General features: G+C 34.9%; 19 protein-coding genes. 17 read left to right on the forward strand and 2 right to left on the reverse strand.

The window, feature by feature from the left end; all coding sequences use genetic code 11:
• The first annotated feature begins 175 nt into the window (after positions 1-175).
• The 11 genes from HH304_RS04790 to HH304_RS04840 all read left to right on the forward strand — a co-directional run bounded on the left by HH304_RS04790 (position 176) and on the right by HH304_RS04840 (position 10,667).
• A complete protein-coding gene (locus HH304_RS04790) occupies positions 176-571 on the forward strand; it encodes a hypothetical protein (protein ID WP_169678503.1) in 396 nt (131 codons plus the stop codon).
• 836 nt (positions 572-1,407) lie between these two features.
• Positions 1,408-1,821, forward strand: a complete 414-nt coding sequence (locus HH304_RS21170; protein ID WP_271711506.1) for a hypothetical protein — start codon at positions 1,408-1,410, stop codon at positions 1,819-1,821.
• A 480-nt stretch (positions 1,822-2,301) separates the two neighbouring features.
• Complete coding sequence (locus HH304_RS04800; protein ID WP_169678505.1) at positions 2,302-5,523, forward strand: S8 family serine peptidase; 3,222 nt, start codon at positions 2,302-2,304, stop codon at positions 5,521-5,523.
• 520 nt (positions 5,524-6,043) lie between these two features.
• On the forward strand, positions 6,044-6,613 hold the full coding sequence (locus HH304_RS04805; RefSeq protein WP_169678507.1) for a HutD family protein: 570 nt from the start codon (positions 6,044-6,046) through the stop codon (positions 6,611-6,613).
• Positions 6,614-6,783: 170 nt separating this feature from the next.
• Positions 6,784-7,500 carry a CPBP family intramembrane glutamic endopeptidase gene (locus HH304_RS04810; protein ID WP_169678509.1) on the forward strand — a complete coding sequence of 239 codons (717 nt, stop codon included), beginning with the start codon at positions 6,784-6,786 and terminating at the stop codon, positions 7,498-7,500.
• Positions 7,501-7,529: 29 nt separating this feature from the next.
• Entirely contained in the window at positions 7,530-7,877 is a 348-nt protein-coding gene (locus tag HH304_RS04815; RefSeq protein WP_169678511.1) for a hypothetical protein, read from the forward strand.
• 27 nt (positions 7,878-7,904) lie between these two features.
• On the forward strand, positions 7,905-8,657 hold the full coding sequence (locus tag HH304_RS04820) for a helix-turn-helix transcriptional regulator (RefSeq protein WP_169678513.1): 753 nt from the start codon (positions 7,905-7,907) through the stop codon (positions 8,655-8,657).
• Positions 8,658-8,662: 5 nt separating this feature from the next.
• The gene (locus tag HH304_RS04825) at positions 8,663-9,130 is read left to right on the forward strand and encodes a GyrI-like domain-containing protein (protein ID WP_169678515.1); all 468 of its coding nucleotides are present in this window, start codon (positions 8,663-8,665) and stop codon (positions 9,128-9,130) included.
• A 3-nt stretch (positions 9,131-9,133) separates the two neighbouring features.
• Positions 9,134-9,562, forward strand: a complete 429-nt coding sequence (locus HH304_RS04830) for a DUF1801 domain-containing protein (protein ID WP_169678517.1) — start codon at positions 9,134-9,136, stop codon at positions 9,560-9,562.
• Positions 9,563-9,716: 154 nt separating this feature from the next.
• Entirely contained in the window at positions 9,717-10,178 is a 462-nt protein-coding gene (locus tag HH304_RS04835; RefSeq protein ID WP_169678519.1) for a hypothetical protein, read from the forward strand.
• An 18-nt stretch (positions 10,179-10,196) separates the two neighbouring features.
• Positions 10,197-10,667 carry a DUF3291 domain-containing protein gene (locus tag HH304_RS04840; protein WP_169678521.1) on the forward strand — a complete coding sequence of 157 codons (471 nt, stop codon included), beginning with the start codon at positions 10,197-10,199 and terminating at the stop codon, positions 10,665-10,667.
• A gap of 33 nt (positions 10,668-10,700) precedes the next feature.
• Here HH304_RS04840 and HH304_RS04845 read toward each other — a convergent pair whose 3' ends face one another.
• Entirely contained in the window at positions 10,701-12,950 is a 2,250-nt protein-coding gene (locus HH304_RS04845; RefSeq protein ID WP_169678522.1) for a DUF748 domain-containing protein, read from the reverse strand.
• A gap of 491 nt (positions 12,951-13,441) precedes the next feature.
• Between HH304_RS04845 and HH304_RS04850 the strand changes: the two genes are divergently transcribed.
• Complete coding sequence (locus HH304_RS04850) at positions 13,442-14,938, forward strand: alpha/beta hydrolase family protein (RefSeq protein WP_169678524.1); 1,497 nt, start codon at positions 13,442-13,444, stop codon at positions 14,936-14,938.
• A 171-nt stretch (positions 14,939-15,109) separates the two neighbouring features.
• On the forward strand, positions 15,110-15,964 hold the full coding sequence (locus HH304_RS04855) for a GNAT family N-acetyltransferase (protein ID WP_169678527.1): 855 nt from the start codon (positions 15,110-15,112) through the stop codon (positions 15,962-15,964).
• 154 nt (positions 15,965-16,118) lie between these two features.
• Here the strand turns inward: HH304_RS04855 and HH304_RS04860 are convergent, their stop codons facing one another.
• Positions 16,119-19,388 (reverse strand): carbohydrate-binding protein, encoded by a 3,270-nt coding sequence (locus HH304_RS04860; RefSeq protein ID WP_169678529.1) that lies wholly within the window; start codon positions 19,386-19,388, stop codon positions 16,119-16,121.
• Positions 19,389-19,921: 533 nt separating this feature from the next.
• On the opposite strand from HH304_RS04860, the gene HH304_RS04865 reads away from it, so the two are divergent.
• From HH304_RS04865 to HH304_RS04880, 4 genes are all read left to right on the forward strand, one after another.
• Positions 19,922-20,425, forward strand: coding sequence for a hypothetical protein (locus HH304_RS04865; RefSeq protein WP_169678531.1), 504 nt, complete (start codon positions 19,922-19,924; stop codon positions 20,423-20,425).
• A gap of 116 nt (positions 20,426-20,541) precedes the next feature.
• The gene (locus tag HH304_RS04870) at positions 20,542-21,021 is read left to right on the forward strand and encodes a YybH family protein (protein WP_169678533.1); all 480 of its coding nucleotides are present in this window, start codon (positions 20,542-20,544) and stop codon (positions 21,019-21,021) included.
• Between the two features lie 8 nt (positions 21,022-21,029).
• On the forward strand, positions 21,030-21,941 hold the full coding sequence (locus HH304_RS04875; protein WP_169678536.1) for a DUF4350 domain-containing protein: 912 nt from the start codon (positions 21,030-21,032) through the stop codon (positions 21,939-21,941).
• An 80-nt stretch (positions 21,942-22,021) separates the two neighbouring features.
• Positions 22,022-24,352 (forward strand): GH92 family glycosyl hydrolase, encoded by a 2,331-nt coding sequence (locus tag HH304_RS04880; protein WP_169678538.1) that lies wholly within the window; start codon positions 22,022-22,024, stop codon positions 24,350-24,352.
• Positions 24,353-24,374: the final 22 nt, after the last annotated feature.

The raw sequence follows: 24,374 nt of genomic DNA on the forward strand, positions 1-24,374 counted from the left end.
TCATAATTTCAATGATTATTTAAATTAAGAACTCCTCCTAAGTTAGAAACTTTCCAGGTTTCCGACGAAGGAGGATTTGTTCAACACTCACTATAACCGCATTTTTACGCCACGAGGGACATAAAAACTGCGCTATAGTGTAGACGTTGTGTTTAATAGATTCTGAACTCATAAAATGGAAAAAGAAAATTTAACTGAACTCATAAAAGGCAAATGGTTTGATAGTTTCCAGAGTGGATTAAGTTCTAGGTTCTCAGCAAACGGAATGAACTATGACTACCACTATGAACAAAATAACTCTTTAAATTCGGTCATAGTCTGTCTTTCAAAGGGTGACGTTAAAACACTAATCGAATTTTTCGAGAATGGAAACTTAGATTTCTACTATTCGCGAAATGAAGATGGACAAAAGAAAGAATTTCAAAACTGCTCAGAAGATGATTTCCACACAATGTTAGCTCATGCTTTTATCTATATAATAGATGGAAATTTTGATTATCATAATGAATGGTTCTCAAAGCTGGAAAGAAGAAATACTAAACACAATCGAGTAGACGGCCGTGAGCCTTAAGCCCACGGTGCGCCTCTCACACCACCGTACGTACGGGGGCAATGCCCCTCCCTTCACACTCTCGTGCTCGTGAGCATATACGGCGGTTTATTAATCATACTGTAACCGCTCTTTACACCAGCTACAGCTTTGTCTTAGTTTAAGGTTAGGCTATGTAGCTTAAAAACCATCATTCCTAACCGAATTTCAGACTACCTAATATTCAGCCCTTCCCAACTTTGTGAGCCCTCTGTCGTTATTCGTTTAGGTGACAGCTCATTTGCCCATTGGTACTATGGCTTACCGCAGAGCGGTACAGGTCCTGCTGACTTCTCAAATTGATACTCCTACCCTGCGCCCTGGCTCATCGCTAAAATTGTCTACAAGACAATTTCTAAACGCTCTGCCCTCCAGGTAAGAGCAGATTCCTTCCTCCGATTCCTGCGACATCTACCTAGTAAGGATTGTTGGTTACGGGCTTTGCAATGATCCCGATATAGGGACAGGTAGTGCTTACTTACCCTCCTAATCAGGCCTCTGTATGTCGTTTCTGTACTGACGCTTACGGTCAGCATTTTCAATACGTCAGTACCGGATTTTGTAGTCTCGCTTCCTTCACTGCATACCTCACGGTAAACCAGCCCCGATGATTCGGGACAGGCTTTGCGACTTACTAACAGGCTTCACCAACTCGCCTGTAAGGGATCCCGTGAAAACGGAACAGGCTATTGCACCCTCTGGAATATTATGGTATATTCAACACCAAAAAAAACTGCCCATGCTGGGCACACACAATACCTATACGCAATGCCCTTCGGGACACTGCGCATAGCCAAACCGTTGTAACACATTAAAAAATGACCAAAGAGCACAGAATAATTTTAGATGCAATTGAAGAAGCCTTAAATAAAAATCCTGATCTACGATTTGGTCAGGCTTTATTTAATTTGGGGATTAACCAATTTGCAAATCCAGAGAACCCAGAACAAGAAAATTACCGAATTAGGGACATTCATGGAGACAAAGACTCAGATATAATTCAGCGAATAATGAATCAAAAGAAATGGTTAAATCTTCAGATAAAAATTATGGCAGCCATAGAAAAGCTAGATACAAGAGAATTTGGAGGAATGACTATAACTGAACGACTTGTTGTTACTGGACTTTTGGATGATTTCAATAACTATAAGTTTACAAATAAAAAATATGCAGCATTTATCCTTGAAAAATTAAAAGTTGACAAGGTATCTATTGTGAAAATATTGAAATAAAATTGAATCGACATACAACAACATGTTCCTTGAATAATCCCCTCCTCTCAATTCAATTAAGCACTTCCAGTTAAGAATGTGAAACCAACTATATAAAATCGTTATTTGACAATTATATAATTGATTGGTATGAAAAAAATGCATAAACGTCCAATCTGTAATTATATTTTACTAGTAAGCTGCAACCGATGTAATATTTAAAAATCATATCCCATATTATGAAATATTAAAAGCTCTTAAACTCATTTAATACTACTCACAAAATAAAACCCTCCATTTAACAACCTATAAAAACTACAAAAATAGTTTAAATAACTCCCTGATTATAAATAGACAGACTTTTATTAATGCAAAATTCAGTATAATTCGACTATTTATAAATTCTAAATTATTTCCATGTAATATTTTTGCTTAAATAAATAAAAATGATGATATTATATTAATCTTTTATTAACCAAAATTTAACCAAAACTAAATTCCATGAACAAGTTTCTTTCACCCTGTAAGAGGGCGATGAGAGCAAACTTTAGAGGACTATTATTTGTTTCTCTAATTCTTTGCATGAGCACTTCTTACTCACAAGACAAAATTACAACAACACCAAAACACAACGCAAAAACTATCAAATTCAAAGGGCACAATGCTATTGAAGGAGTAGTTAGAATCAAGTTTAAAAACACTGAAGAAGTTCAACGTAAGTTGGAAAACATGATGACTGCCAGTGAAAATGGCAGATTCAGTAAAGGCTCTAATGCTTATTTAAGCATTCCGGATTTCCCGGAATTCTCAGCTAAAAACAATGAGTTTGGCGCTGTAAATATGAAGCGTGTATTTCGTCCTGCCGGCAAATATGAAGAAAGACACAAAAAATGGGGTCTTCATCTATGGTATGAGATTGAATACAAAAATGATGCTGACTTAAACAGGGTTTTAGAAGCTTATTCAGGTATTGCGGAAATTGCCGTAGCAGAACCTCGATATGAAATGGCTTTAAACACTCTTTCTGGTCCTCCAAATGATCCGCAATATTCTACTCAAGCTAACCACTATGACCTTATTAGAGCACTAGAGGCATGGGGACTGGAAACCGGATCTTCTGATGTAATTGTCGCTATTGAAGATCAGGGTGTAGATTATAATCATCCTGACTTACAAGGCCACATGTGGATTAACTCTGGTGAAACACCAAACAATGGTGTGGATGATGACAATAATGGTTATGTCGATGACTATTATGGCTACAACTTTGGTAATGATAACGGCAACATTGCAATTGATTTTCACGGCACACATGTAGGCGGTACCGTTAGCGCAGAAACCAACAATGGAGTTGGTGTTGCCGGTGTTGCAGGAGGTTCCGGAAGCGATGATGGAGTAAGGCTTATGTCATTATCGGTCTTTGGTAATAACGCCCAGGGAGGATTTGATGAAGCATTCATTTATGCTGCGGATAATGGAGCTGTAATCTCTCAAAATTCCTGGGGTGGTGGTTCTCAGTCAGCTGCACTTGAAAATGCAATAGACTATTTCATTGCTAATGCCGGAGGTCAGGGACAGCCTCTTAATGGAGGTTTAGTGGTTTTTGCTGCCGGCAATAGCAATAGCCAGACATCGGGAGCTTACCCAGCTAATTACGCTCCTGTAATTGCAGTAGCCTCAACTACCTATGATGCTACCAAATCCAGTTTTTCAAATTATGGCACATGGGTAGACATTGCAGCTCCGGGTTCAAATATTCTAAGTACTTACCCTGTATCTCAAGGTAGTTACAACACTATTTCCGGTACCTCAATGGCCTGTCCCCATGTTTCCGGAGTCGCTGCACTGGTAGCTTCTAAAGCATGGAGAGAAGGAAACCCTTTAACAGCAGCACAGCTACGAACACAATTAGAAAGCACTGCAAACTTTGATTTACTTTATAACGCAAATTCAAGCACATACAACGGCAGACTAGGATCTGGTATGCTAGATGCATATGCCGCACTAGGTGGCACAGGGGGCCCCCCTCCTCCTCCAACATGCGAAGACACTGAGGTTACATTGACTTTAACTACTGACAGATATGGTTCGGAAACTTCCTGGACTTTAACTGATGCATCAGGTGCTACAATTGATTCAGGTAGTGGCTACGGAAACAATCAGACATATACAGAAAAATTCTGTTTAGTAGATGGAGTCTATACTTTCACTATTAATGATTCATATGGTGATGGTATCTGCTGCTCCTATGGTAACGGCTCCTACGCTATTAGCGATGGTACAACTACATTAATTTCCGGAGGTCAGTTCACATCAACAGAAAGTAAAGATTTCACGATTGGTTCGGGGGGAACTACATGTGACACACCTACAGGGCTTTCTTCCTCTGATGTAACATATAACAGTTTCACAGTTTCATGGACAGCCGTTTCTGGTGCAGATTCGTATGATGTTCAGGTAAATGGTTCTGTTGTTGCAGATAATACCACTGCTACTTTTGTTAATCTTACGGGCTTGTCTGCTAACACCATTTATGCTGTAAGTGTAAGATCTAATTGTACAAGTGGCTCTTCGTCATATTCTCCGGAAATCTCAATAACTACTCCAAGCGAACCTGGTTCAGGATGTACAGGAGAAGTTTCATCGTATCCTTATTCTGAAAGTTTTGAAAGTGGATTAGGCGCATGGTCACAAGGAACAGGCGATGACCTTAATTGGACAAGAGATTCAGGAGGAACACCTTCTAGTGGAACTGGTCCTTCTAGTGGTTCTGCTGGTGCTTTTTATATGTATGTTGAAGCTTCCAGTCCTAATTACCCTAGTAAAGTTGGCTATTTGAATTCACCTTGTTTCGACCTATCTGGTGAATCATCTGCAAATATTACATTCGACTACCATATGAATGGTACAGCAATGGGTTCATTGGCATTACAAGCAAGCAATGATAATGGCAGCTCCTGGTCAAATGCCTGGTCAATCTCAGGATCTCAAGGAAATTCCTGGAAATCTGTATCTGTTGATTTATCTAGCTACATTGGTGGCACTGTACAATTCAGATTTGTTGGTACTACAGGATCAAGCTGGTCTTCTGATATAGCGATTGACAATGTTTCTGTTGGTTCTGACGGAGGTGGAAATTCATCAGTAACTCTTACCCTAGTAACTGATAATTATGGTTCAGAGACTTCATGGACTCTTACTGATGATGCAGATAATGTAGTTGCTACTGGCTCCGGCTATGCAAACAATCAGACTTATACTGAGACTTTCAACTTGTCTGGCGGATGTTACACCTTTACTATTAATGATAGTTATGGTGATGGTATTTGCTGTTCATATGGAAATGGATCCTATACTCTTTCTGATGCAAATGGCACCATTGCTACTGGCGGTGACTTTGGGGCTTCAGTTACAGAAAACTTTTGTGTAACGAGCAGCTCTGGATATAACTTATTCTCTGAAAACTCATCAACTAATTCCCAACTCAATGAATTCGGTATTGTCACATATCCTAACCCTGCTGTTTCATCAATTAAAATCAGATTGAAAGGAGCTTCAGAAGCCGATTATACCATAGTTGATATCACAGGCAAGGAAATGATTCGTGGCACAATCAAGCATAATGAAGAATCTATCTCTATCAGAAATCTACCAAATGGCATGTATATTATTAAGGCTAGTGATGGAAAAACAACTGTATCTAGCAAAATCATAAAAGAGTAAGAACTTGAATATCGATATTATCTATATTCTTGTTAACTAACTTCCAGTTAATTCAATGGTCAAGTGAAACGAAGTTCACTTGACTTTTTTTTGAAAAATCTAAAAACAAATATCATTACAAGGCTAAAATTGATATAGAAATGACTAATCATACTTCCAGCATATAATCGTGGCCTTGTATAAGAATGAAAACGGAATTTAATATTCTATTTAACCTATTTATTCAAACAACCCCTTATTCCAAACACGAAAACAAACTTGAATAGTTCATCAAACAGATGTTGTGATTATTAATACGTAATAAAGAACTTCATTACACTCATAGCCCTACGTATTATTTATAAATATCCTCTTCTTTAAATAAGCATCAGCAATGCCTTTTTATTCATTTGTCATGTTAGCCAGTAATAAAGTTTGAATATTGAATTAGTTACTGACACATATTCAAATAATCAATTACGCTAAATTTACAAGCTTTAATAAATTAAAGTAATTTAGTCCCTGCATAAACCAACTTAGCATGAGTAAACACCAAATTAAAAAAGAGCATTTAACAACTAACTGGGCTGGTGGAAAAACCACCGAACTCTATATTTATCCAGAAGACTCTCATTACAAAACTGGTGATTTCCTTTTCAGGATATCGACCGCTTCAATAGAAATCGAAGAATCAGTGTTTACGCAATTGCCAGAAGTAGAACGAACCCTTATGGTACTTGAAGGTCAGGTTAAACTAATACATAAAAACCATCACACTAAAGTATTAAAGCCATTAGATTCTGATCAGTTCCTGGGCGAATGGGAAACCAATTCAGTAGGAAAATGCATCGATTTTAATCTGATGTGTAAATCAGGCACTAAAGGCAAAGTAAAAGGTTATAATTATAAAGAAAATACTGAACACTCAATTAAGCTTGATGGTAAAATAAATTTCATTTTCCTTTATAAAGGATTAATTGAATTCAATGATACCAGACTAACAGATAGTGATTTACTTATAATTAAATCCGAATCTTTAATGAATAAACTTAAAGCTTTGGAACAGAGTCAAATTGTTGTGATTTATATTACCGAAGTTAACCTGGAATAATAATTCAACCCTGCTTTAATTCAACCAAACAAAAGTGAATTACAATAGAATGCTTATAGAACAATTTGAATTATGCAGTATAGAAAGGACAATATAAGAATTAATTCAGCCTGATATTACAAGGCTAAACCAGTTAAAATCTATTATAAATACCAAAACCCAACAACCAAATGCTTGGCATATTTTTCGGCCTAATTCTATCGTGGGCTATTCTTTACCTTTTTGAAAGAAAATCAATTTTATCACTAGGATTTACTCCAGTTTCTAAGAGACTATTGCAATTTATCACTGGTTTCTTTATTTCATTTACACTATGTGCAATTGTCCAGATAATTGAAATATCACTTCGAAATCAAGATATTCTAATTGCAGACAGTTCAAACCTCGGTAATCTATCATCTATGGCATTCTGGGATTTGAAATCTGTAGTAACCGAAGAATTAATTTTCAGAGGCGCCATCTTACTAGTTATCATTGAAAGATTTGGTAAGAATGCAGGAATTGCCCTTTCAGCCATTTCTTTTGGTGTTTATCATTGGTTCTCATATGGCATAATTGGAAATGTTATACCAATGATCGTTATATTTATTGGGACAGCACTAATGGGACTTGCATGGGCCCTGGCTTTTTATAAATCCAAATCAATTTTATTGCCCATCGGATTACACTTTGGCTGGAACTTTACACTTAATACAATATTCTCAAAAGGCCCCCTGGGTGAAGGAGTTATATTAACCAAAGGGGGTACTGAAATAAATGATTTGTACTCTCTTGTAGGTTTGTGGCTGGCTCCACTAGTTATTTTCCTGATTATAAATTTCTTGATTCCTAATGAAAACATTAATAAATCGGCAGGAATTCCCCACAGTAAGACTAACATTATATAATTTACTCAACACCAAAACCCGGCTTTACTATGAAGTTACCAATGTTCCTTTTTTGCTCCTTTTTTTTGACAGCAATTTATGGACAAGAATCATCTCTTCTCTATGATAAAGTTATTGAAATAATGAAGGCTGAATTAAACTATACTTATGATTCAACCAGTAATCAGGTTGTTGAACATAAATCAAATTTCACCAGGCAAAGTAAAGGAATACATCCATCTAGTCCTTCCCCCCTTGTGATATTGAATAGAGAAATTATAAAAATGGAAACATTAAAAGAATATCATCTGAAGGAAATAAAGGATATTGAAATTCTGCAGCCAGATAAACCCAAAGCAGGAGTTTTATATGGAACAAGAGGTGCCTCAAAGGTGTAATTCTAATACATACAAAATCTAATGAAAATGGCTGAAGATAAACCCAGACTGGTAAGATTAACCTCTATTTTGACTCAATTACAGTCAAAACGGATTTTAACTGCTAAAGAAATTGCTGAACGACACAGTGTAAGCATCAGAACTGTTTATCGTGATATCAAGACGCTTATTCAGTCAGGTATTCCTATAATTACTGAAGAGGGAAAAGGATATTCAATAATGGAAGGATATAAACTTCCACCTATAATGTTTACCGAAGAAGAAGCAAATGCCTTGATAACTGCGGAACATCTTATATTAAAAAATAGAGATCAATCATTATCTGATCAATACCAAAATGCAATCAATAAAATTAAATCAGTCCTTCGTTATAGTCAGAAGGAAACCGTAGAAATACTTTCCCAACGGATACAAATCAGAAATAATGAAAAAAACGATAAAACAAGTAACTATTTAATTAAAATTCAATCATATATATCTAACTACCAGCTAATTGAAATTGACTATCTCTCATTGGACAATAATCATTCAAATAGACTTATTGAGCCATTTGCCATTTATTCAACCAATGATAATTGGATATTAATAGCATTTTGTAGGTTACGAAATGAATTTAGATCCTTCCGGCTTGATTGCATCAAAAATCTTACTGCAACGCAATACAAATTCGAACCTCATAAATTCACTTTAGAAGAATATTTTGAAGAATGTAGAAAAAAATATTTAAACACCCCTGACACTCCCTTGACACAACCCAAAATTAGATTTGGTTCAAATTAAAAATTATGGAAATACAAAAAGTAAAAATTGAACCATTTATGATGATTGGGATAGAAACCAGAACAATCAACAAAGGCAATGTGGCAAAAGAAAAAATCGGAGGGCTATGGCAACGCCTTCTTAATGAAAAATTAATAGACCAGATTCCAAATAAGGAAGACAATAGTATCTATTCAGTTTATTGCGAATATGAAGGTGATCATACCAAACCTTATACAACTATTTTAGGCTGTAAGGTAAATAGTCTTTCGTCTATACCTGAGGGTATGGTTGGCAAATCATTTGATGGAGGAACCTATATTAAATCCACAACAAAAGGTGATTTAATGGAAGAAATTGTCATAAATCATTGGGTTAACATATGGCAATCAGATTGGGATAGAGCTTACTCTGCAGACTTTGAAGTCTATGGTGAAAAAGCTCAAAACCCAAAAGATGCTGAAGTAGAGTTTTATGTAGCAATCAATGAATAAACCATGGAAAACCTTATTTTAAAGTCAAATCCAAAAGTAAATGATGTTTTTGATCATTATCCTGATAATGTCAAAAGCAAAATGAATTTTCTGAGAGAATTAGTAATTCAAACTGCAGAGGAAACATCTGACATCAATGAATTGGAAGAGACTTTGAAATGGGGAGAACCTAGCTTCATTACTAAAATTGGAAGTACATTGCGTATGGATTGGAAGTCAAAATCACCGGATCAATATGCAATGTATTTCCAATGTACCAGTCGGTTGGTTTCTACTTTTAAAATAGTATATAGAGATACTTTCAAGTTTGAGGGGAATAGGGCTATAATATTCAATCTGAACGATGAAATTCCGGTTCCCGAATTAAAAGAATGTATAAAGGCTGCTTTGACCTATCACAAGGTTAAGAATTTGATTACTTTGGGGATTTAAGAATGTGACAATCTATCGTTGATAAACATAAAACAAGATTTCCAAATTACAATAACCAAGAAAAATTTAACATTCTTTTATATGATGCTTTATCTGATTTATATAAATTTAATTACCAAAACAAAATATAAATCAACCTTACCTTAATTAAACTATGAATCTTACAAAGCTAAATGATAGACCAGGACTCGAAGGAAAAAGCAGACCTGCTAAGGCATATAATAAATTTAAATCCCTGATAGAATCAATAAAAAATAGAGATTTATCTGATGATGTTATTACTTTGATCAATTATGAAATAAGTATTCTCAACTCAATACCTGACAATGATAAATCATTATTAAAACATATCAGAAAGAGTCATTTTAATGTGATCAGAAAGCTGGAAAAAGATCATAAAATTGTTTCTAAAAATTACTACAAAAATCTATGGATGGTATTAGGAATGAGTGCTTTTGGACTTCCTATTGGAGTCGCTATCGCTACCAGCCTTGACAATTTAGCATTTTTAGGCATCGGGTTACCTATTGGAATGGCTCTCGGAATTGCCATTGGCTCTTCAATGGATAAAAAAGCAGTTGAAGATGGAAGGGTTCTGGATTTTGAACCTAAATAATTTGACAGTATTATATACATGGAAAACACTCAGCTATATTTAGCTCAATTCAACATAATTAAATTAAAAGACAAGCTGGATTCTCCAATTGTGAAAGAGTTTAGGGATTTTCTAGCACCTGTAAACCAGCTAGCAGAAGAAAGTCCCGGATTCATATGGAGACTTAAAGATGACAATGGAAATGACGCTACTGATGTCGAAACTCCTTATGAAGATGAATTGATATTTGTAAATATGTCTGTTTGGGAAGATTATCAGTCCTTAAAGGATTATACCTATCAAACAGTGCACAGTTACTTTCTGAAGAGCAGAAAAAAGTGGTCTACAGAAATGGAGGGGCTAAAAGCAGTCATGTGGTATATACCAAAAGGAGAAATTCCTACTGTTGAACAAGGCAAGGAGAAACTTGAACAACTGAATAATTTGGGAGCATCACCAGACGCATTTAGTATGAAAGAAATCTATGATAGTAATGGATTGAAAATATAGCCTGGAAAAAGACAAATGATATTAACCTAATTTTCATTTGTCTTTTCCTTTATTAATATACTTTTCTTCAATAAAATCATCCTTCATACCCAGTTTTACTTCAAAACGAGGCTTTCTTTCTTCATTATTCGGGGCGGATGCTCTGGAATGATAGAGAGTGATTTCAGTAGTATCCCGTTGACTAAACAAATACCTTCTTAAACTTCTGAATCTTGCGCTGTCATAAGCAGCTGAAATAGCGTCTACCTGACTTTTGTCAGCCAATTTTAAACAAGCCTCCTCCAAACTAATACTATCCGAATTTATTCTTTTTTCAACATATTTCCGGAATCGCTTTTCGTGTTTCTTAAAATCCTTTTTACTCTTTCCCCCAACAAATTCCTGCCCAATGAGGTACATAGCAATCTGCTGTCTTTCTAATAAAGAGTCTTTATAATAGATCAAATCAACCTTTAATTCTTCATCAAGATCTTCAACTTTCAACAATGTATTCAATTGTCGCTCCTTTTGCTCTGTAAAAGTTGAATCCATATAATCATAGTTAATCCGTTTTATGTCCGTATCAAAAATATTTAATACTGATCCGATAAACTTGAACGGAGTAGATACAACTTTAACCAATAGCTTGCTAAATGTATCCCATACCATCTTTCCAATATCTGTCCCTGAATCACCCACAGGCCCCTCGATTGGCATATCAATATGCACCACCTTATCCTTGTCTTTCAGAAGAAACATTGCAAACTTGACTGGCGGCCCAATAGGCTGCTCCCTCCTGCCAAATTTAATATTATGAATGACAATATTATTTTGACTTTTGATACTATCGTTAATGACATCGGTATGAGATTTCAAATATAAATCTCCATATAACAATGGATATCCGGTTCCTTCCCTGCAATAAACATCAAAATCTTCAAGCATCACGCTCGACATAGTAAAATCCAATACCATTTCTTTAGGATTAGACAAGTCTATTAATAATTCACTTTCCATTTTCCCCCTGTCACTCAATTTCATACTTGCATCTATATCCATCCAGGTTGTTTCACTATTAATTGAGTCTGCAGTAATTAGTATATCAGATATCTTATATTCAAATGACCTTTCATGGCTATAATCTGCCAGGTCAACTACACCCTTCTCAAGAATAATTGTATTCAAGCTAATATCGAACTTCTGACCGGAATCTGATGAAACTGAATCTTGATCAATATCGTTTTCAGTTACTTCATTTGTGGCAACCTGTGTTGTTGAATCTTCATTTTGAACCGAATCCTCAGGAGGCATTACTCGCTTCATAAACTCAGCAATATTACTTGTAGAATCATAAGCCTCATAATACAATGAAGGCTCGGAAACTAAAATGGAGTCAATAAAAATCTTTTTTGTTTTCATGTTTGCTTCATCCAGATCAACCATGAAAAGCTTTGTACCGACCATTACATTATCCTTATCGTCATACAAGGCAAAATCACTCATCTTAAAATTACTGGATATATTTGTACCTATCGGATCTTCAATATTCCCAACTAGCTTTAGTTTCACATCTAGTACCCCTTCAAACTTACCAATATCAACGTATTTGGCAGCAAACTTCTGATAACCGGATATCTGATAATTACCTAGGGTAAAATCAAGCAAAAAATTACCGTTACCCGGATTATAATCTGCTATTGATTCAAAATACCCACCGTTTTTAAAGTCAAATTTTATGTCCGCCTCGCTTTCCTCATCCTGATCCCAAACCAGATGTGGAAGAAAGAAATCAAAATTATCCATTTCAATGCTATCTTGAATTTCAGCATCCTGAATTATAAAAACAGCATCTTTAAGTTCCATATCAGATAACTCAAACCGCATAGGCTCTTCATCAGATGGAGGTTCTTCTTCTACTGAAGTAGAATCATTACCCAGCTCTAACAAATCATCAAAATTAAATGCTGAGTCATACATTATGACATCTACAAATAATCCCTGCAAATAAAACTGCTCTACAACAAAAGTATTTCCAAATAAGCGGTAAGGCTCTGTATCTAATATCAGTGTATCAAAGCCAACAAAAACCGTAGAATCATCTTTTTCATATAAATTAAAATCATACAGCCTCAGCGTTCCGGTAAAATAGTTAATACGCATCTTCTCCAGACTTACACTCCTTCCAATCCACTCTTTACTGTGCTTTTCAATATATCCAGGAGCTACAAACGGAAGCAATATCAATGCTATCAGAATAATCGAAACAATTCCTAATAGTGAGTAAACTATAATTTTCTTTACCATAGATAATTTGGTGGTAATTAAAACTGAAATTAAAACTTATATAATCTGGCTTTTCAGGTGAGACTAACTTCTATACTTATAAAAACTTTCCCCACTTTGAAGGTAATAACACATCAGACTCTGACTGATTATATTAATTTAATTATTCTCTACCGTATTTACAATCAATCCAAAGGCAGTAGGTATAATTAAATCCAATAAGGATTATAACTTATATTTAAAAATTGAATAATATATCATTATTCTCTTCCCATAACGTTTCAGGGTATATAATCATTTAGATGAATACTTCTGTTGTCTGAAATCAATTGCATTTCAAATCCAAAGATCTAGACCTCTGGTTTCGGTAAATACAGGGGAAATAGCTGCATTATTACTTCTATTTGACACCTATTTAATATTTAGTCGACAAACGACAGCATTACATACGGATTCGACATTGCATTTTTTTTGAAGGAATTCGAGTTTTACCAGCAGTACTAAACTCTAAAATGTCTGAAAAACTTATGAGAACTTTTGAAGTTATTTTGCTGGTTACTATAACCATTTTCCCTTTCATAAAAAGGCCACTTTTACGTTATTTCCGTGCTGATTATATCCTGATCTTTCTCGGAATTATTTTACTATTACATTTAACTATTGAAGGCTGGCGTTGGCAGATGATCCCTGTTTATATTATCACACCATTTCTCGGCTGGAGAATAAAAACCATAAATCAAGACAACACTGTAAGACTCTCATTTTTAAGATTCATTGGATTTACAGGCTTATCAGTTTTAATTTTAATTGGCTGGCTATTACCTACTGTATTACCTGTATTTAGCTTACCAGAACCACAAGGAAAGTATAATGTTGGCACAGAATTAGTCTATTTAAAAACAGATAAAAACGAATACATCACTAAAGACCCCAATGACAAAAGAGAATTGCTTGTAAAAATATGGTATCCAAGTGATGCAGATGTTTCATCATTAGAAGGAGAAAGCTATATAGACCAGGGTAGCAGAGCAGGTTTTGCTATGAAATATGGCCTTCCTCCTACTGCATTAAATTATCTTGATTATGTTAAAACATATGTGTACCAAGATATTCCTGTAGCTAATCAAAAGTTTCCTGTGTTAATATTTTCTCATGGCTATGGGTCTAAGGCAACAGGTTACTATGCATTATTAACTGAACTCGCCAGTCATGGCTATATAATCATTAATATGAATCATACCTATGAGAGTCTTGGAGTAACGCTACCTAATGGAAACATAAAATATTTCGATTATGATTATCAAGGTGAAATCTCATCCGGATCAATGGAAGTCATCGAACCAATCATTACTGCTTTTAAGAGTGATCTGACTTTTGAACATCGGCATCCCATAGTGAGAAAAGCAGTTAAGGAATACTTTGAAGGAGACATTCAAGACAGATGGGTTGAAGATATGACATATACTTTAGACCTCCTGGATTCCTGGAACAATGAGGGGCTTTTAAAGGGCAAACTTGATTTAAATAAAATTGGTGTTATCGGGCACTCAGTTGGAGGTGGTTCTGCAGGAAAATTAGCATTCAAAGATAATCGCATAAAAGCTGCCGTTAATCTGGATGGAAATCAATGGGGACAATTAATCGACAGTAAATTTAATATCCCTTTCCTGTATGTATCTGCAGACTGGCCAGCTGAACATGAGGATATAAACTCACATATCTATATCAATAAGAGTAGTGATATTTTCTATGAAACCAAGCTATTAAATTCAGGACATCCTAACTTCATGGATATCCCATTAATGGTACCAGTTCCTGCATTAGCAGGTACGGGAGAGATTGATCCTTATCAGGGAATAGAAATAGTCAATAACCTGGTGATTGCATTTTTTGACAAGCATTTAAAAAATCTGAATGAAGCTAAGCCTGAATTAATAGGGTCGAAATACGATTTACTAGAAATGAAGGTCTATAAAGGTGATTCTGCAAACTATGTAGCCACCCATTAATATAAATTACTTTCAATGTAAGCTACTTGAGTCTAACTTATGCATTAACTGATTCAAGTAGCTTACTTTGATATTGTAAATAATGTTAACAAGTTCGTGAATCTTAGTACTTTAATATAAATTAAATAATTAATTCCTGATATTGCTTTTTAGACTACTCCTATTAATTAAATGGTTATCAGTTCACTAAAAAATGTTTCTCTTCCCCAAATTTATGAGGCATTTAATAATGCTTTTACAGATTATGAATCCCAGTGGACTAAGGATGAATTTAAGAACATGCTTATCCGAAGAGGATTTAATCCGGGGTTATCTTTTGCAGCTTATGATGGCAATGATATAGTTTCTTTCACATTAAATGGCATAGGAAAATTTAATGGTAAATATACAGCCTATGATACCGGAACTGGAACAGTAAAAGGATATCGTGGTAAAGGTCTGGTTTCTGATATTTTTAATCACTCCCTACCCTATCTAAAAAAACAGAAAATTGAGCAATATCTCCTTGAAGTCCTTAAGCACAATTCAAAAGCATTCTCTATTTATACAAACATCGGATTTAAGATTTCAAGAGAGTTCAACTACTATAAGCAAAAAGTAAGTGACCTAACTATTGATACTACACTCCAAAACCAAAAAGTGACATTTAAGGAAATTAACATTCAAGATATTGGTTCTTTGGTGGATTATTGGGAATTCATTCCTTCTTGGCAAAATAGTTTGGATGCAATAATGCGAGACCAAGACAAGTTTAAAACAATTGGTGCATTCATTGATCAAAAATTAATTGGTTATTGTATTGTTGAACCTGATTCAGGTGATATCCCTCAATTTTTTGTAAACAAAGCACATCGGCATAATGGTATTGGATCGGAATTAATAAAAAAAGCATCTACACATATAAAACATGATACCATAAAATTCATCAATATTGAAAAATCTTGCCATTCAGTTACCGGATTTCTTGAATCAATGAATATCCATCTATCAGGAAATCAATATGAAATGATTAAAAAATTAAATTAGTGAATTAAGAATTTAGACATTCTGAGGAAGAACATAATTCCTAATAATATCTTATAAAAAATCTGGAGGATTAATGTACTAAACCAAATAGCTCCATAAAGTTAATTCTTCATGGAGCTATTTCATTTTAGTTTTATATTGGATAAAACTCATATTATTTCTTAAAAATCTTTCTAACTATTGGCGTTCCTTCTCCATGAATCTTCAATATATAAATTCCCTGAGGTAGTCCGCTAAGATCCAATTCTACCTTTTTGTGATCAGTTGTTAATTCTCTTATAACCCTCCCTGAACTATCAAGTATCTCAATTGAATTAAATTGATCATTTTTCAGACTAATATTCAGTCTGTTTTCTACCGGGTTAGGAAATACTTGAAATTCATCTACCGAAAGAGATATATTATTACTCTCTTTATTTACCATCCTCAAATTCCAGCCACAACTTCCTACAACAAATGAATGCCTGGATCCGGAAGAATTACGTTCACCACCTTCAGGCACACTATATGTGTAGTAAAAGTAAATTACCTGACCCTGGCTGGCATTGATTTGAAAAGGTTCATTTGGTGTCACACCATAACCTGGATAAGTACCATTTGGATCAATGCCATAATACAATATAGAAACAGGATTCCCAACACCGGCTTTTGATGGCTTAAATGTTAATGTTGGATTACTCTGATCTTCAGAAATCTCTACAGAATAATCACCATTTATATTATCTTGAATACACTCCGAAGGACTGCTAATATTCTCAATGAAGGAGACATAATTAAGGTTTATACCTGCTGCTATGAAGTAAACCCTCATTTTATGATTTCCTTCTCCAATTTCTACATTTTCAATTGAAATAGTTTGATATGACTGCCATCCCCCGGTATATGGAACTGAAACAGGCCCGGTTACATCTACACCACCTATTTCAACCCTCATTACGCCTCCTCCGACATTTGAAGCGACGCGTAAATCAATATCATAATTTGACGCATTAGAAAATATATCATATTCAAGCCATTCACCAGGTTCTGTCCAGCCAATGTTATAGGCTCCATCTATATCTCCTGTCAATTCAATATCTACATCTTCCGAAACCCTGAAAGCCCCTCCATAATTACCAGTAGAAGTATCATAATATCCATTAGTATTAAAGTTTTCTGCCTCTACCCTTCCCGGAATATTAATTCCTGAAAACACAGGATTAACTATCACTGTAGCCTCACCTGTTACTCCGTTACTCATTGCCATAATTGTAAATTCCCCGGCTGTACTACCAGTAAACTTACCATTGCTATCAATGATGCCGCCAGTGGCAGTCCATTGAAATTCTACATCAACCGGATTACCATTTTGATCAAAGCCCTGAGCTGAAAATTGCCTGGTTTCTCCTACGTTAATAGTTGAATTAGCAGGACTAACAATAATTGAAGCTAGCTCTTCATCAACTTCTTCTATATATTCAAAATAAATATCTGCAAGAGCAAGATCAGAGATATTTCCTGATCCGTTTATACTAAAGAGTGTTTTCACACCCGAGACATTAAGTCCTTCAAAATCAGATATCGGGATGCTCAATTCATGCCATTGTCCATCTCTTTCAAAACCATATGGATCATTACCTGCTTCAAAAACAATAGTACCTACAGCCAGACCAATATTTATACTCAGATTTAAGGTTTCATTTGATGAAGTCTTCATTGCAAACCGAAGATTTCCATTTTCAAAAGCAGACATATCATGGATTTGCTCAGCAGTAAAACCAAGACCAAACCATCCACGATTATTATTAACATAGCTTAGAGCTTCTTGTCCAATATATGTCTCTGAAGGCCCTTCTATTAGCGTCTGCTCCCACACATACAAATCACCCTCAGTATCCAGAGTAAGTTCATCTGCTACCGGTGAGAAAGCATACAACCCATAATTCCCCAATGGCGGTAAATATTTTTCAAAACCACTAACGGGTTGCGATGAATAATAAATCTCATCTATTAAAAATGTTGAAGCTACAGATGGATTATTGTTTTCAATATTTCCAATAGTAAAAGGGGCTTGTACACCCCTAAAATTAGTCACTAGCAATTCCAGTGGAATGGCTACATCATGCCATTGACCATCCCGAATAAGTCCGTATTTCTCTTCTCCCCTGTTAAATGGCACTCCACTAGATCCATTATTGCTTTCTATCGATATATTAAATGGTTCCTGTGAGGATGTTTTCATCTTGAACCTCAATGACCCATTTGTGTAATTATTTATATTCAGAATATCAGAGCTATTAAAGGTCATACCTCCATATTGATTAGCAGGAAAGGTTACTTCAAAAGCTTGATTGCCAAATGGACTGGCAACACTATCTAATTGAATAGAAGGACCTGCAGGATCTTCCCATAAAAATATCTCAGCATCAACGCCAAAATTTAATTGATTGGCAGTTGTAATTTGGTCAGAAAATATTCCAAATCCATCGGCACTTAACAATTCTTCTTCAACGTTTCCAAGTGTAACTTCACCATATCCATTGATTTCATAAACACGTACATAATCTATCAACATTCGCGCTTCCGAACCATAATTTGGCAATGCAGATACATTTGCCGGAGTATTTTCTGCTGCAGAGAACGGCAACCATCCTCCAACAGCCATATTCAAGAGAATATAAAAATTATCTCCTGAAAAAAACTCACTCTCAAATGTTGTCTCATTTCCAAATGAAAAAACTTCATATGCTGATGATTCAATAGGGTTACCATTTGAATCAGTTTCTAATACATAAGCAGTGAGTTGTGTTGGAGTCCAATCAATTCGATAAACAAAAAAATCATCATTAAGCTGTTTACCTGCCTCAGCTATAGCATCATATTTAAATGCATCTTCATTGCCATATTGCAGATTTCCTGTAACTCCTGCATCTTCAGCACGCCAGAATACATTAGCCTTGGCAATGATATTTGTATTTGTGCTTGTTGCATTAAAACCGGCTTCCATTATATCTATTTCTCCGGTAAATGGCCATCTATTTCCATCACCAAGCATCCAGAATGCAGGCCATAATCCGTTATTCATATCAGGAAGCTTTATACTTGCCTCTACTCGTCCATATTTAACACTGACCTTATCTTTAGTAAACAATCTGGCAGAAGTAAATTCCTTACCATTTACATTTTCTCTACGGGCTGTTATGACAAGGCGCCCATTTTCTATACTTGTATTATTATCCGTATAAGTCTGTAGTTCCTGATTCCCCCAGCCACAAATTGCCTGGTCACAGCCATCTCCAATAGCATAGGTCCAGAGAGATTCATCAAGTTGATTTCCATTGAATTCATCACTCCATAATAGAGTTTGAGCATTAGTCGTCAAATGCAAAAGAATAAAAGCCATAATAAGCCCTATCCTTCCGGATCTTAATGTTTTAGTTTTCATAGAATATTTGGTTGAATTAATAATATAATTCCTGCCAATAACTCAGGTTCATATTGTATAACTATAACTAGAAATACACTTTCAGAAGGCAGAAATAATATTTAAAGCTTGTAAAAAGAGGAGAATAATTAAAATAAACATATACAACAATAATACATCATTTTTGAAAAGTAAAAGGGAAAAATACGAATACTCAGGAGCGAAATCCTATCCCAGACGCAGTAAAGACACTTTCAACTACATCAATTATTCATCATAACTTTTTCAAAAAAATAAGAAAAAAAATGAAGCTATATTACTAATTATCAATCAGTAACACTTTGAGAATTAATAAATCATTATTCACCAACCAATAACGGTCAGGTATATATATTAAATTCCGTGAAGTCACTTTGAAAATATTATTGACAAAATGATTTTAAGGTATTAAAGACAAAGGAATTTAAAACAAGTTTCAATCTTTTAAACAATTAATATTATAGATTAAAAAGTAATCATAACTTCAGATATCTACGATTCATTCAATTTCAAAAATGAAACATTTTGCAAGTATTATTTTACTACTATTATCTTTCCAGACCTCAATAGCCCAAACACCTTCAAAAGAAAAACATAATTCAATAGAAGGGATTATTACTGAGTTTCTCGACCAGATTACCATTGTTAAAGGTGAAAAAATGGACACTTCGCTAATTAGAAATTTATTCATTCCTTCAGCTCAATTTGCTATTCTAAATCATGGTGATTCATCATATGTTGAAACAGTTTCCCTTGATGAATTTCTTATTCTTCTAATGGACCCTTACTATGAAGAGGGATACGAGGAAAGGGAGATTTCTAAAGTAGTCGATGAATACAATGGAATTGCACAGGTTTTTCAAAGCTTTTATGGTAAGGATAGTGAAGGTAATGAAGAAAGAGGAATTACAAGCTACCAATTAGTAAAAGTTGATAACAGGTGGTGGATTGTTAATCTACTTTGGACTCTTGAATCAGATAACTTAAAAATCCCGGATAAATATATAGATGATAATTAATTGTTAAGTTAACCCTTTAATTATCACAATATTTATCATTATAAATTACTGTATTTCAGCTTTCAACATTATATTGAAGGTTGAATAATTTTATTAAGCCAAAATTCTATCGACCAATGAAATACTTTTTATCACTATTGCTAATTATGGCAATCGGATTAACCTGTTGCACTAATTCTACAGAAACAACAACTGGCGACCTGAATAATGAGGAGCAAAAGATAAAAGAACTATTCACAAGCTGGGTTGAAGACGTTTCCGAGAATATGGATCCGGATACATACTTTAAATATGTAACCAATGATTTTATATTATCAGAACCAGGCACACCTGCTAAACCAAATGATGAAACACTTAAGACTGAATTGATTGAGTTCGTTAATAGTTATGAAAGTATTCGATTGAAAGACTGGAATTCTGAAGAAATTATAATCAGGGACGATATAGCCATTCACCGACACTCAGGAGTACTTGTACTTCAACCAAAGGGTGATTCTTTAATAATGGAGGTTAGTTTGAAATATCTGGATGTTTTGAAGAAAAATGAAGATGGTGAATGGAAAGTATATATTCATTCAAATATGCCTAATAAATGAGATTCTAAATGAGATCATTTCTAATTACACTAATATTCTGTTCAAATTTAGCACTATTTGCACAGCAAATTGCCGATTCCACATATAGTCCGGTAATAAAAAACCCTGCTTATCCTTATAAATCAGGACCCGTTGTTTTTATTGATGAAGGACACTTCAATTTCCATACGAAAAACGGTCGATATAAATCATTTGCCACATTGCTTGAACGTGATGGCTATAAAGTACGTGAATACTCTGGAGATTTTAAAAGTGTTAATCTTTTAAAAGGTAAAATTCTGGTTATATCTAATGCATTAAACGAACAAAACCAGAAAAAATGGCATCTCCCCACACCCTCGGCATTTACCAGGGACGAGATACAAATAGTTAAAGAATGGGTATTTAATGGAGGAAGTTTGTTTTTAATAGCAGATCACATGCCAATGGCGGGAGCGGCTGAAGATCTTGCATCAGCATTTGGATTCAAATTCACCAATGGTTTTGTATTTAATCCGGAATCAAAAACACCGGATCTTTTTAATACTAAGAGTAATACTTTACATAATTGTGTAATTACAAAAGGCCGGAATGATTCAGAAACTGTCGATCAAATTGCAACATTTACAGGTCAGGCTTTTCAAATACCAGAAGATGCAACTTCTATCCTTACATTTGATGATAAATATGTTAACTATCTTCCTGACACTGCATGGGTATTTGATGACCATACTCAAAAATATAATGTCAATGGATGGTCGCAGGGAGCATATAAGCAATTTGGTAAAGGAAAGGTTGTTGTATTCGGCGAAGCTGCCATGTTTTCTGCCCAACTGGCAGGGCCTCAAAAACGAAAAGTAGGTATGAATAATAGTACGGCCCCACAAAACTACCAGCTACTTTTAAATATTATTCACTGGCTAGATGATATTCTGGATTAAAGTTTTTTAATAGGTTAATTACCACTATATATTTTTTACCCTTGAATTGATTTTTTGAAACCATTATTCTCGTAAATAATATGAAAAATATTTTACTCGTGATTCTCTGCACACTTCTTTTTGTATCCTGCAAGGAGGAAGAAACTGAAGTCACTTCTGCCATTAAATCAGATAAAGATTATACACAATTTGTCAATCCATTTATAGGCACAAGCAAAATGGGGCATGTATTTCCAGGAGCAACCGCACCTTTCGGAATGGTACAACTTAGCCCGCAAACAAACTTTGAGGTGATGTTTGATGACGAAAATAAATACAACCCTGAAACTTATGAATATTGTGCTGGCTATCAGTATCGCGATACTACCATTATCGGTTTTGCACATACTAATTTCAGTGGTACTGGTCACTCTGATTTAGGTGACTTTCTTGTTATGCCAACTACTGGGAAATTAATCTTAGATCCAATAAAGACTAAAGAAGGAAATAAAGGGTTTTATTCTGTTTTCAACCATGATAAAGAAAATGCATCGCCAGGCTATTACTCGGTTAATCTTGAAAGTTATGATATTCTGGCAGAGCTAACTGCCAGCGAGCGAGTAGGGTTTCATCAATATACTTTTCCTCAATCAGATAGTGCGCATATAATTCTGGATATGGTATATAATGTCTATCATCATGACAATAAAAATGTATGGACCTTTATAAGAGTCGAAAATGACTCGACAATCACTGGTTACCGACAAACTAAAGGATGGGCAAGAGACAAAAAAATATTTTTTGCTGCAAAATTCTCTAAACCATTTAGCAGCTATGGCCATAAAAAATACGATAAAGTAAAATATGACGGGTTTTACAGACGATTTAACCAGTATGAAAACTTTCCTGAAATGGCTGGAAAAGACATTCGTGCCTATTTCAATTTTAAAACAAATAAAGGTGATAAAATTAAATTAAAATTTGCCTTGTCAAGTGTAAGTTCAGCCGGAGCAATGGCTAATCTTGAAGCCGAAATTCCTCATTGGGATTTTAACCAGGTAAAAGATGAAACTAAACATAAATGGAATAGTGAATTATCAAAAATAGAAGTTGAAACTATTGATGAAGATCAAAAGACAACTTTCTATACTGCCATGTACCACACCAATTTATCCCCGATTATTTATGAAGACGCAGATGGAAAATATCGTGGGTTAGATCAGAATATACATACTTCAGATGGATTTACAAATTACACTATTTTTTCACTTTGGGATACCTATAGGGCATTACATCCATTATTTAATATCACTCAGCCTGACCGCAATAATGACATGATCAAATCAATGCTGGCTCACCACGATCAAAGTGTTCATAAAATGCTTCCAATATGGTCACATTATGCTAATGAAAACTGGTGTATGATTGGATATCATGCAACTTCGGTCATAGCCGATGCAATGGCAAAAAATGTAGGAGATTTCGACTATGAACGTGCATTAGAAGCATCAGTAAACACAGCTTCGGTGCGTTATTTTGATGGTTTGGGAGATTATATTGATTATCAGTATGTGCCAGATGACAAAAGTCACTCTTCGGTTTCCAAGACATTGGAATATGCATATAATGACTGGTGTATATATCAAATGGCTAAGCAAACAGAAAATATTAAAGTTGCAGAGCAATTTAAAAGACGTTCAACCTATTATAAAAATGTATACGATACGGAAATTGGCTTTATGAGACCAAAAATGTCAGATGGGTCATTTAGAGAAAATTTTGATCCGATGGACACTCATGGCCAGGGCTTTATTGAAGGAAATGCCTGGAATTACGGATTGTATGTTCCGCAAAACATTGATAGTATGATAATTATGATGGGAGGAAAAGAACGAATGACCAACCAACTAGATTCGTTATTCTCCATGGAAATTGATGACAAGTACATAGAAAAACATGAAGATATAACACGTGACGGGATCATTGGTAACTATGTGCATGGTAATGAGCCCGGACATCACATCCCATATTTATATAATTGGACAGGCCATCCTGAAAAAACCCAGGAACGCGTACGAATGATTATGGATACAATGTATGGGCCTACAGTTGAAGGGTTATGTGGAAATGATGATGCCGGACAAATGAGTGCATGGTACATTTTTAGCAGTTTAGGATTTTATCCTGTCACTCCTGGATCAGCTGAATATTCAATAGGAAGCCCTCTGGTAAAGGAGGCTAAAATTCACCTTTCTAATGGAAAAAATCTGAAAATTATTGCCAAAAACCAGAGCAGAGAAAATGTTTATGTGAAAAGTATTTCAGTTAATGGTCAAATGTTAAGAGGGAACATATTGACACATTCAGATATTGTTGATGGAGGTGAAATTATTTTTGAGATGAGTTCAAAACCATCAACAGTCATTGAGTGATATATTAAACTAAAAATACAAC

Source organism: Marinigracilibium pacificum (assembly GCF_012926615.1).
Classification (GTDB): domain Bacteria; phylum Bacteroidota; class Bacteroidia; order Cytophagales; family Cyclobacteriaceae; genus Mangrovivirga; species Mangrovivirga pacifica.

Excerpts from the sequence above, each read along its gene's own strand:
- HH304_RS04790 (WP_169678503.1), top strand. The coding sequence starts at position 176 with ATGGAAAAAGAAAATTTAACTGAACTCATAAAAGGCAAATGGTTTGAT.
- HH304_RS21170 (WP_271711506.1), top strand. The coding sequence starts at position 1,408 with ATGACCAAAGAGCACAGAATAATTTTAGATGCAATTGAAGAAGCCTTA.
- HH304_RS04800 (WP_169678505.1), top strand. The coding sequence starts at position 2,302 with ATGAACAAGTTTCTTTCACCCTGTAAGAGGGCGATGAGAGCAAACTTT.
- HH304_RS04805 (WP_169678507.1), top strand. The coding sequence starts at position 6,044 with ATGAGTAAACACCAAATTAAAAAAGAGCATTTAACAACTAACTGGGCT.
- HH304_RS04810 (WP_169678509.1), top strand. The coding sequence starts at position 6,784 with ATGCTTGGCATATTTTTCGGCCTAATTCTATCGTGGGCTATTCTTTAC.
- HH304_RS04815 (WP_169678511.1), top strand. The coding sequence starts at position 7,530 with ATGAAGTTACCAATGTTCCTTTTTTGCTCCTTTTTTTTGACAGCAATT.
- HH304_RS04820 (WP_169678513.1), top strand. The coding sequence starts at position 7,905 with ATGGCTGAAGATAAACCCAGACTGGTAAGATTAACCTCTATTTTGACT.
- HH304_RS04825 (WP_169678515.1), top strand. The coding sequence starts at position 8,663 with ATGGAAATACAAAAAGTAAAAATTGAACCATTTATGATGATTGGGATA.
- HH304_RS04830 (WP_169678517.1), top strand. The coding sequence starts at position 9,134 with ATGGAAAACCTTATTTTAAAGTCAAATCCAAAAGTAAATGATGTTTTT.
- HH304_RS04835 (WP_169678519.1), top strand. The coding sequence starts at position 9,717 with ATGAATCTTACAAAGCTAAATGATAGACCAGGACTCGAAGGAAAAAGC.
- HH304_RS04840 (WP_169678521.1), top strand. The coding sequence starts at position 10,197 with ATGGAAAACACTCAGCTATATTTAGCTCAATTCAACATAATTAAATTA.
- HH304_RS04845 (WP_169678522.1), bottom strand. The coding sequence starts at position 12,950 with ATGGTAAAGAAAATTATAGTTTACTCACTATTAGGAATTGTTTCGATT.
- HH304_RS04850 (WP_169678524.1), top strand. The coding sequence starts at position 13,442 with ATGTCTGAAAAACTTATGAGAACTTTTGAAGTTATTTTGCTGGTTACT.
- HH304_RS04855 (WP_169678527.1), top strand. The coding sequence starts at position 15,110 with ATGGTTATCAGTTCACTAAAAAATGTTTCTCTTCCCCAAATTTATGAG.
- HH304_RS04860 (WP_169678529.1), bottom strand. The coding sequence starts at position 19,388 with ATGAAAACTAAAACATTAAGATCCGGAAGGATAGGGCTTATTATGGCT.
- HH304_RS04865 (WP_169678531.1), top strand. The coding sequence starts at position 19,922 with ATGAAACATTTTGCAAGTATTATTTTACTACTATTATCTTTCCAGACC.
- HH304_RS04870 (WP_169678533.1), top strand. The coding sequence starts at position 20,542 with ATGAAATACTTTTTATCACTATTGCTAATTATGGCAATCGGATTAACC.
- HH304_RS04875 (WP_169678536.1), top strand. The coding sequence starts at position 21,030 with ATGAGATCATTTCTAATTACACTAATATTCTGTTCAAATTTAGCACTA.
- HH304_RS04880 (WP_169678538.1), top strand. The coding sequence starts at position 22,022 with ATGAAAAATATTTTACTCGTGATTCTCTGCACACTTCTTTTTGTATCC.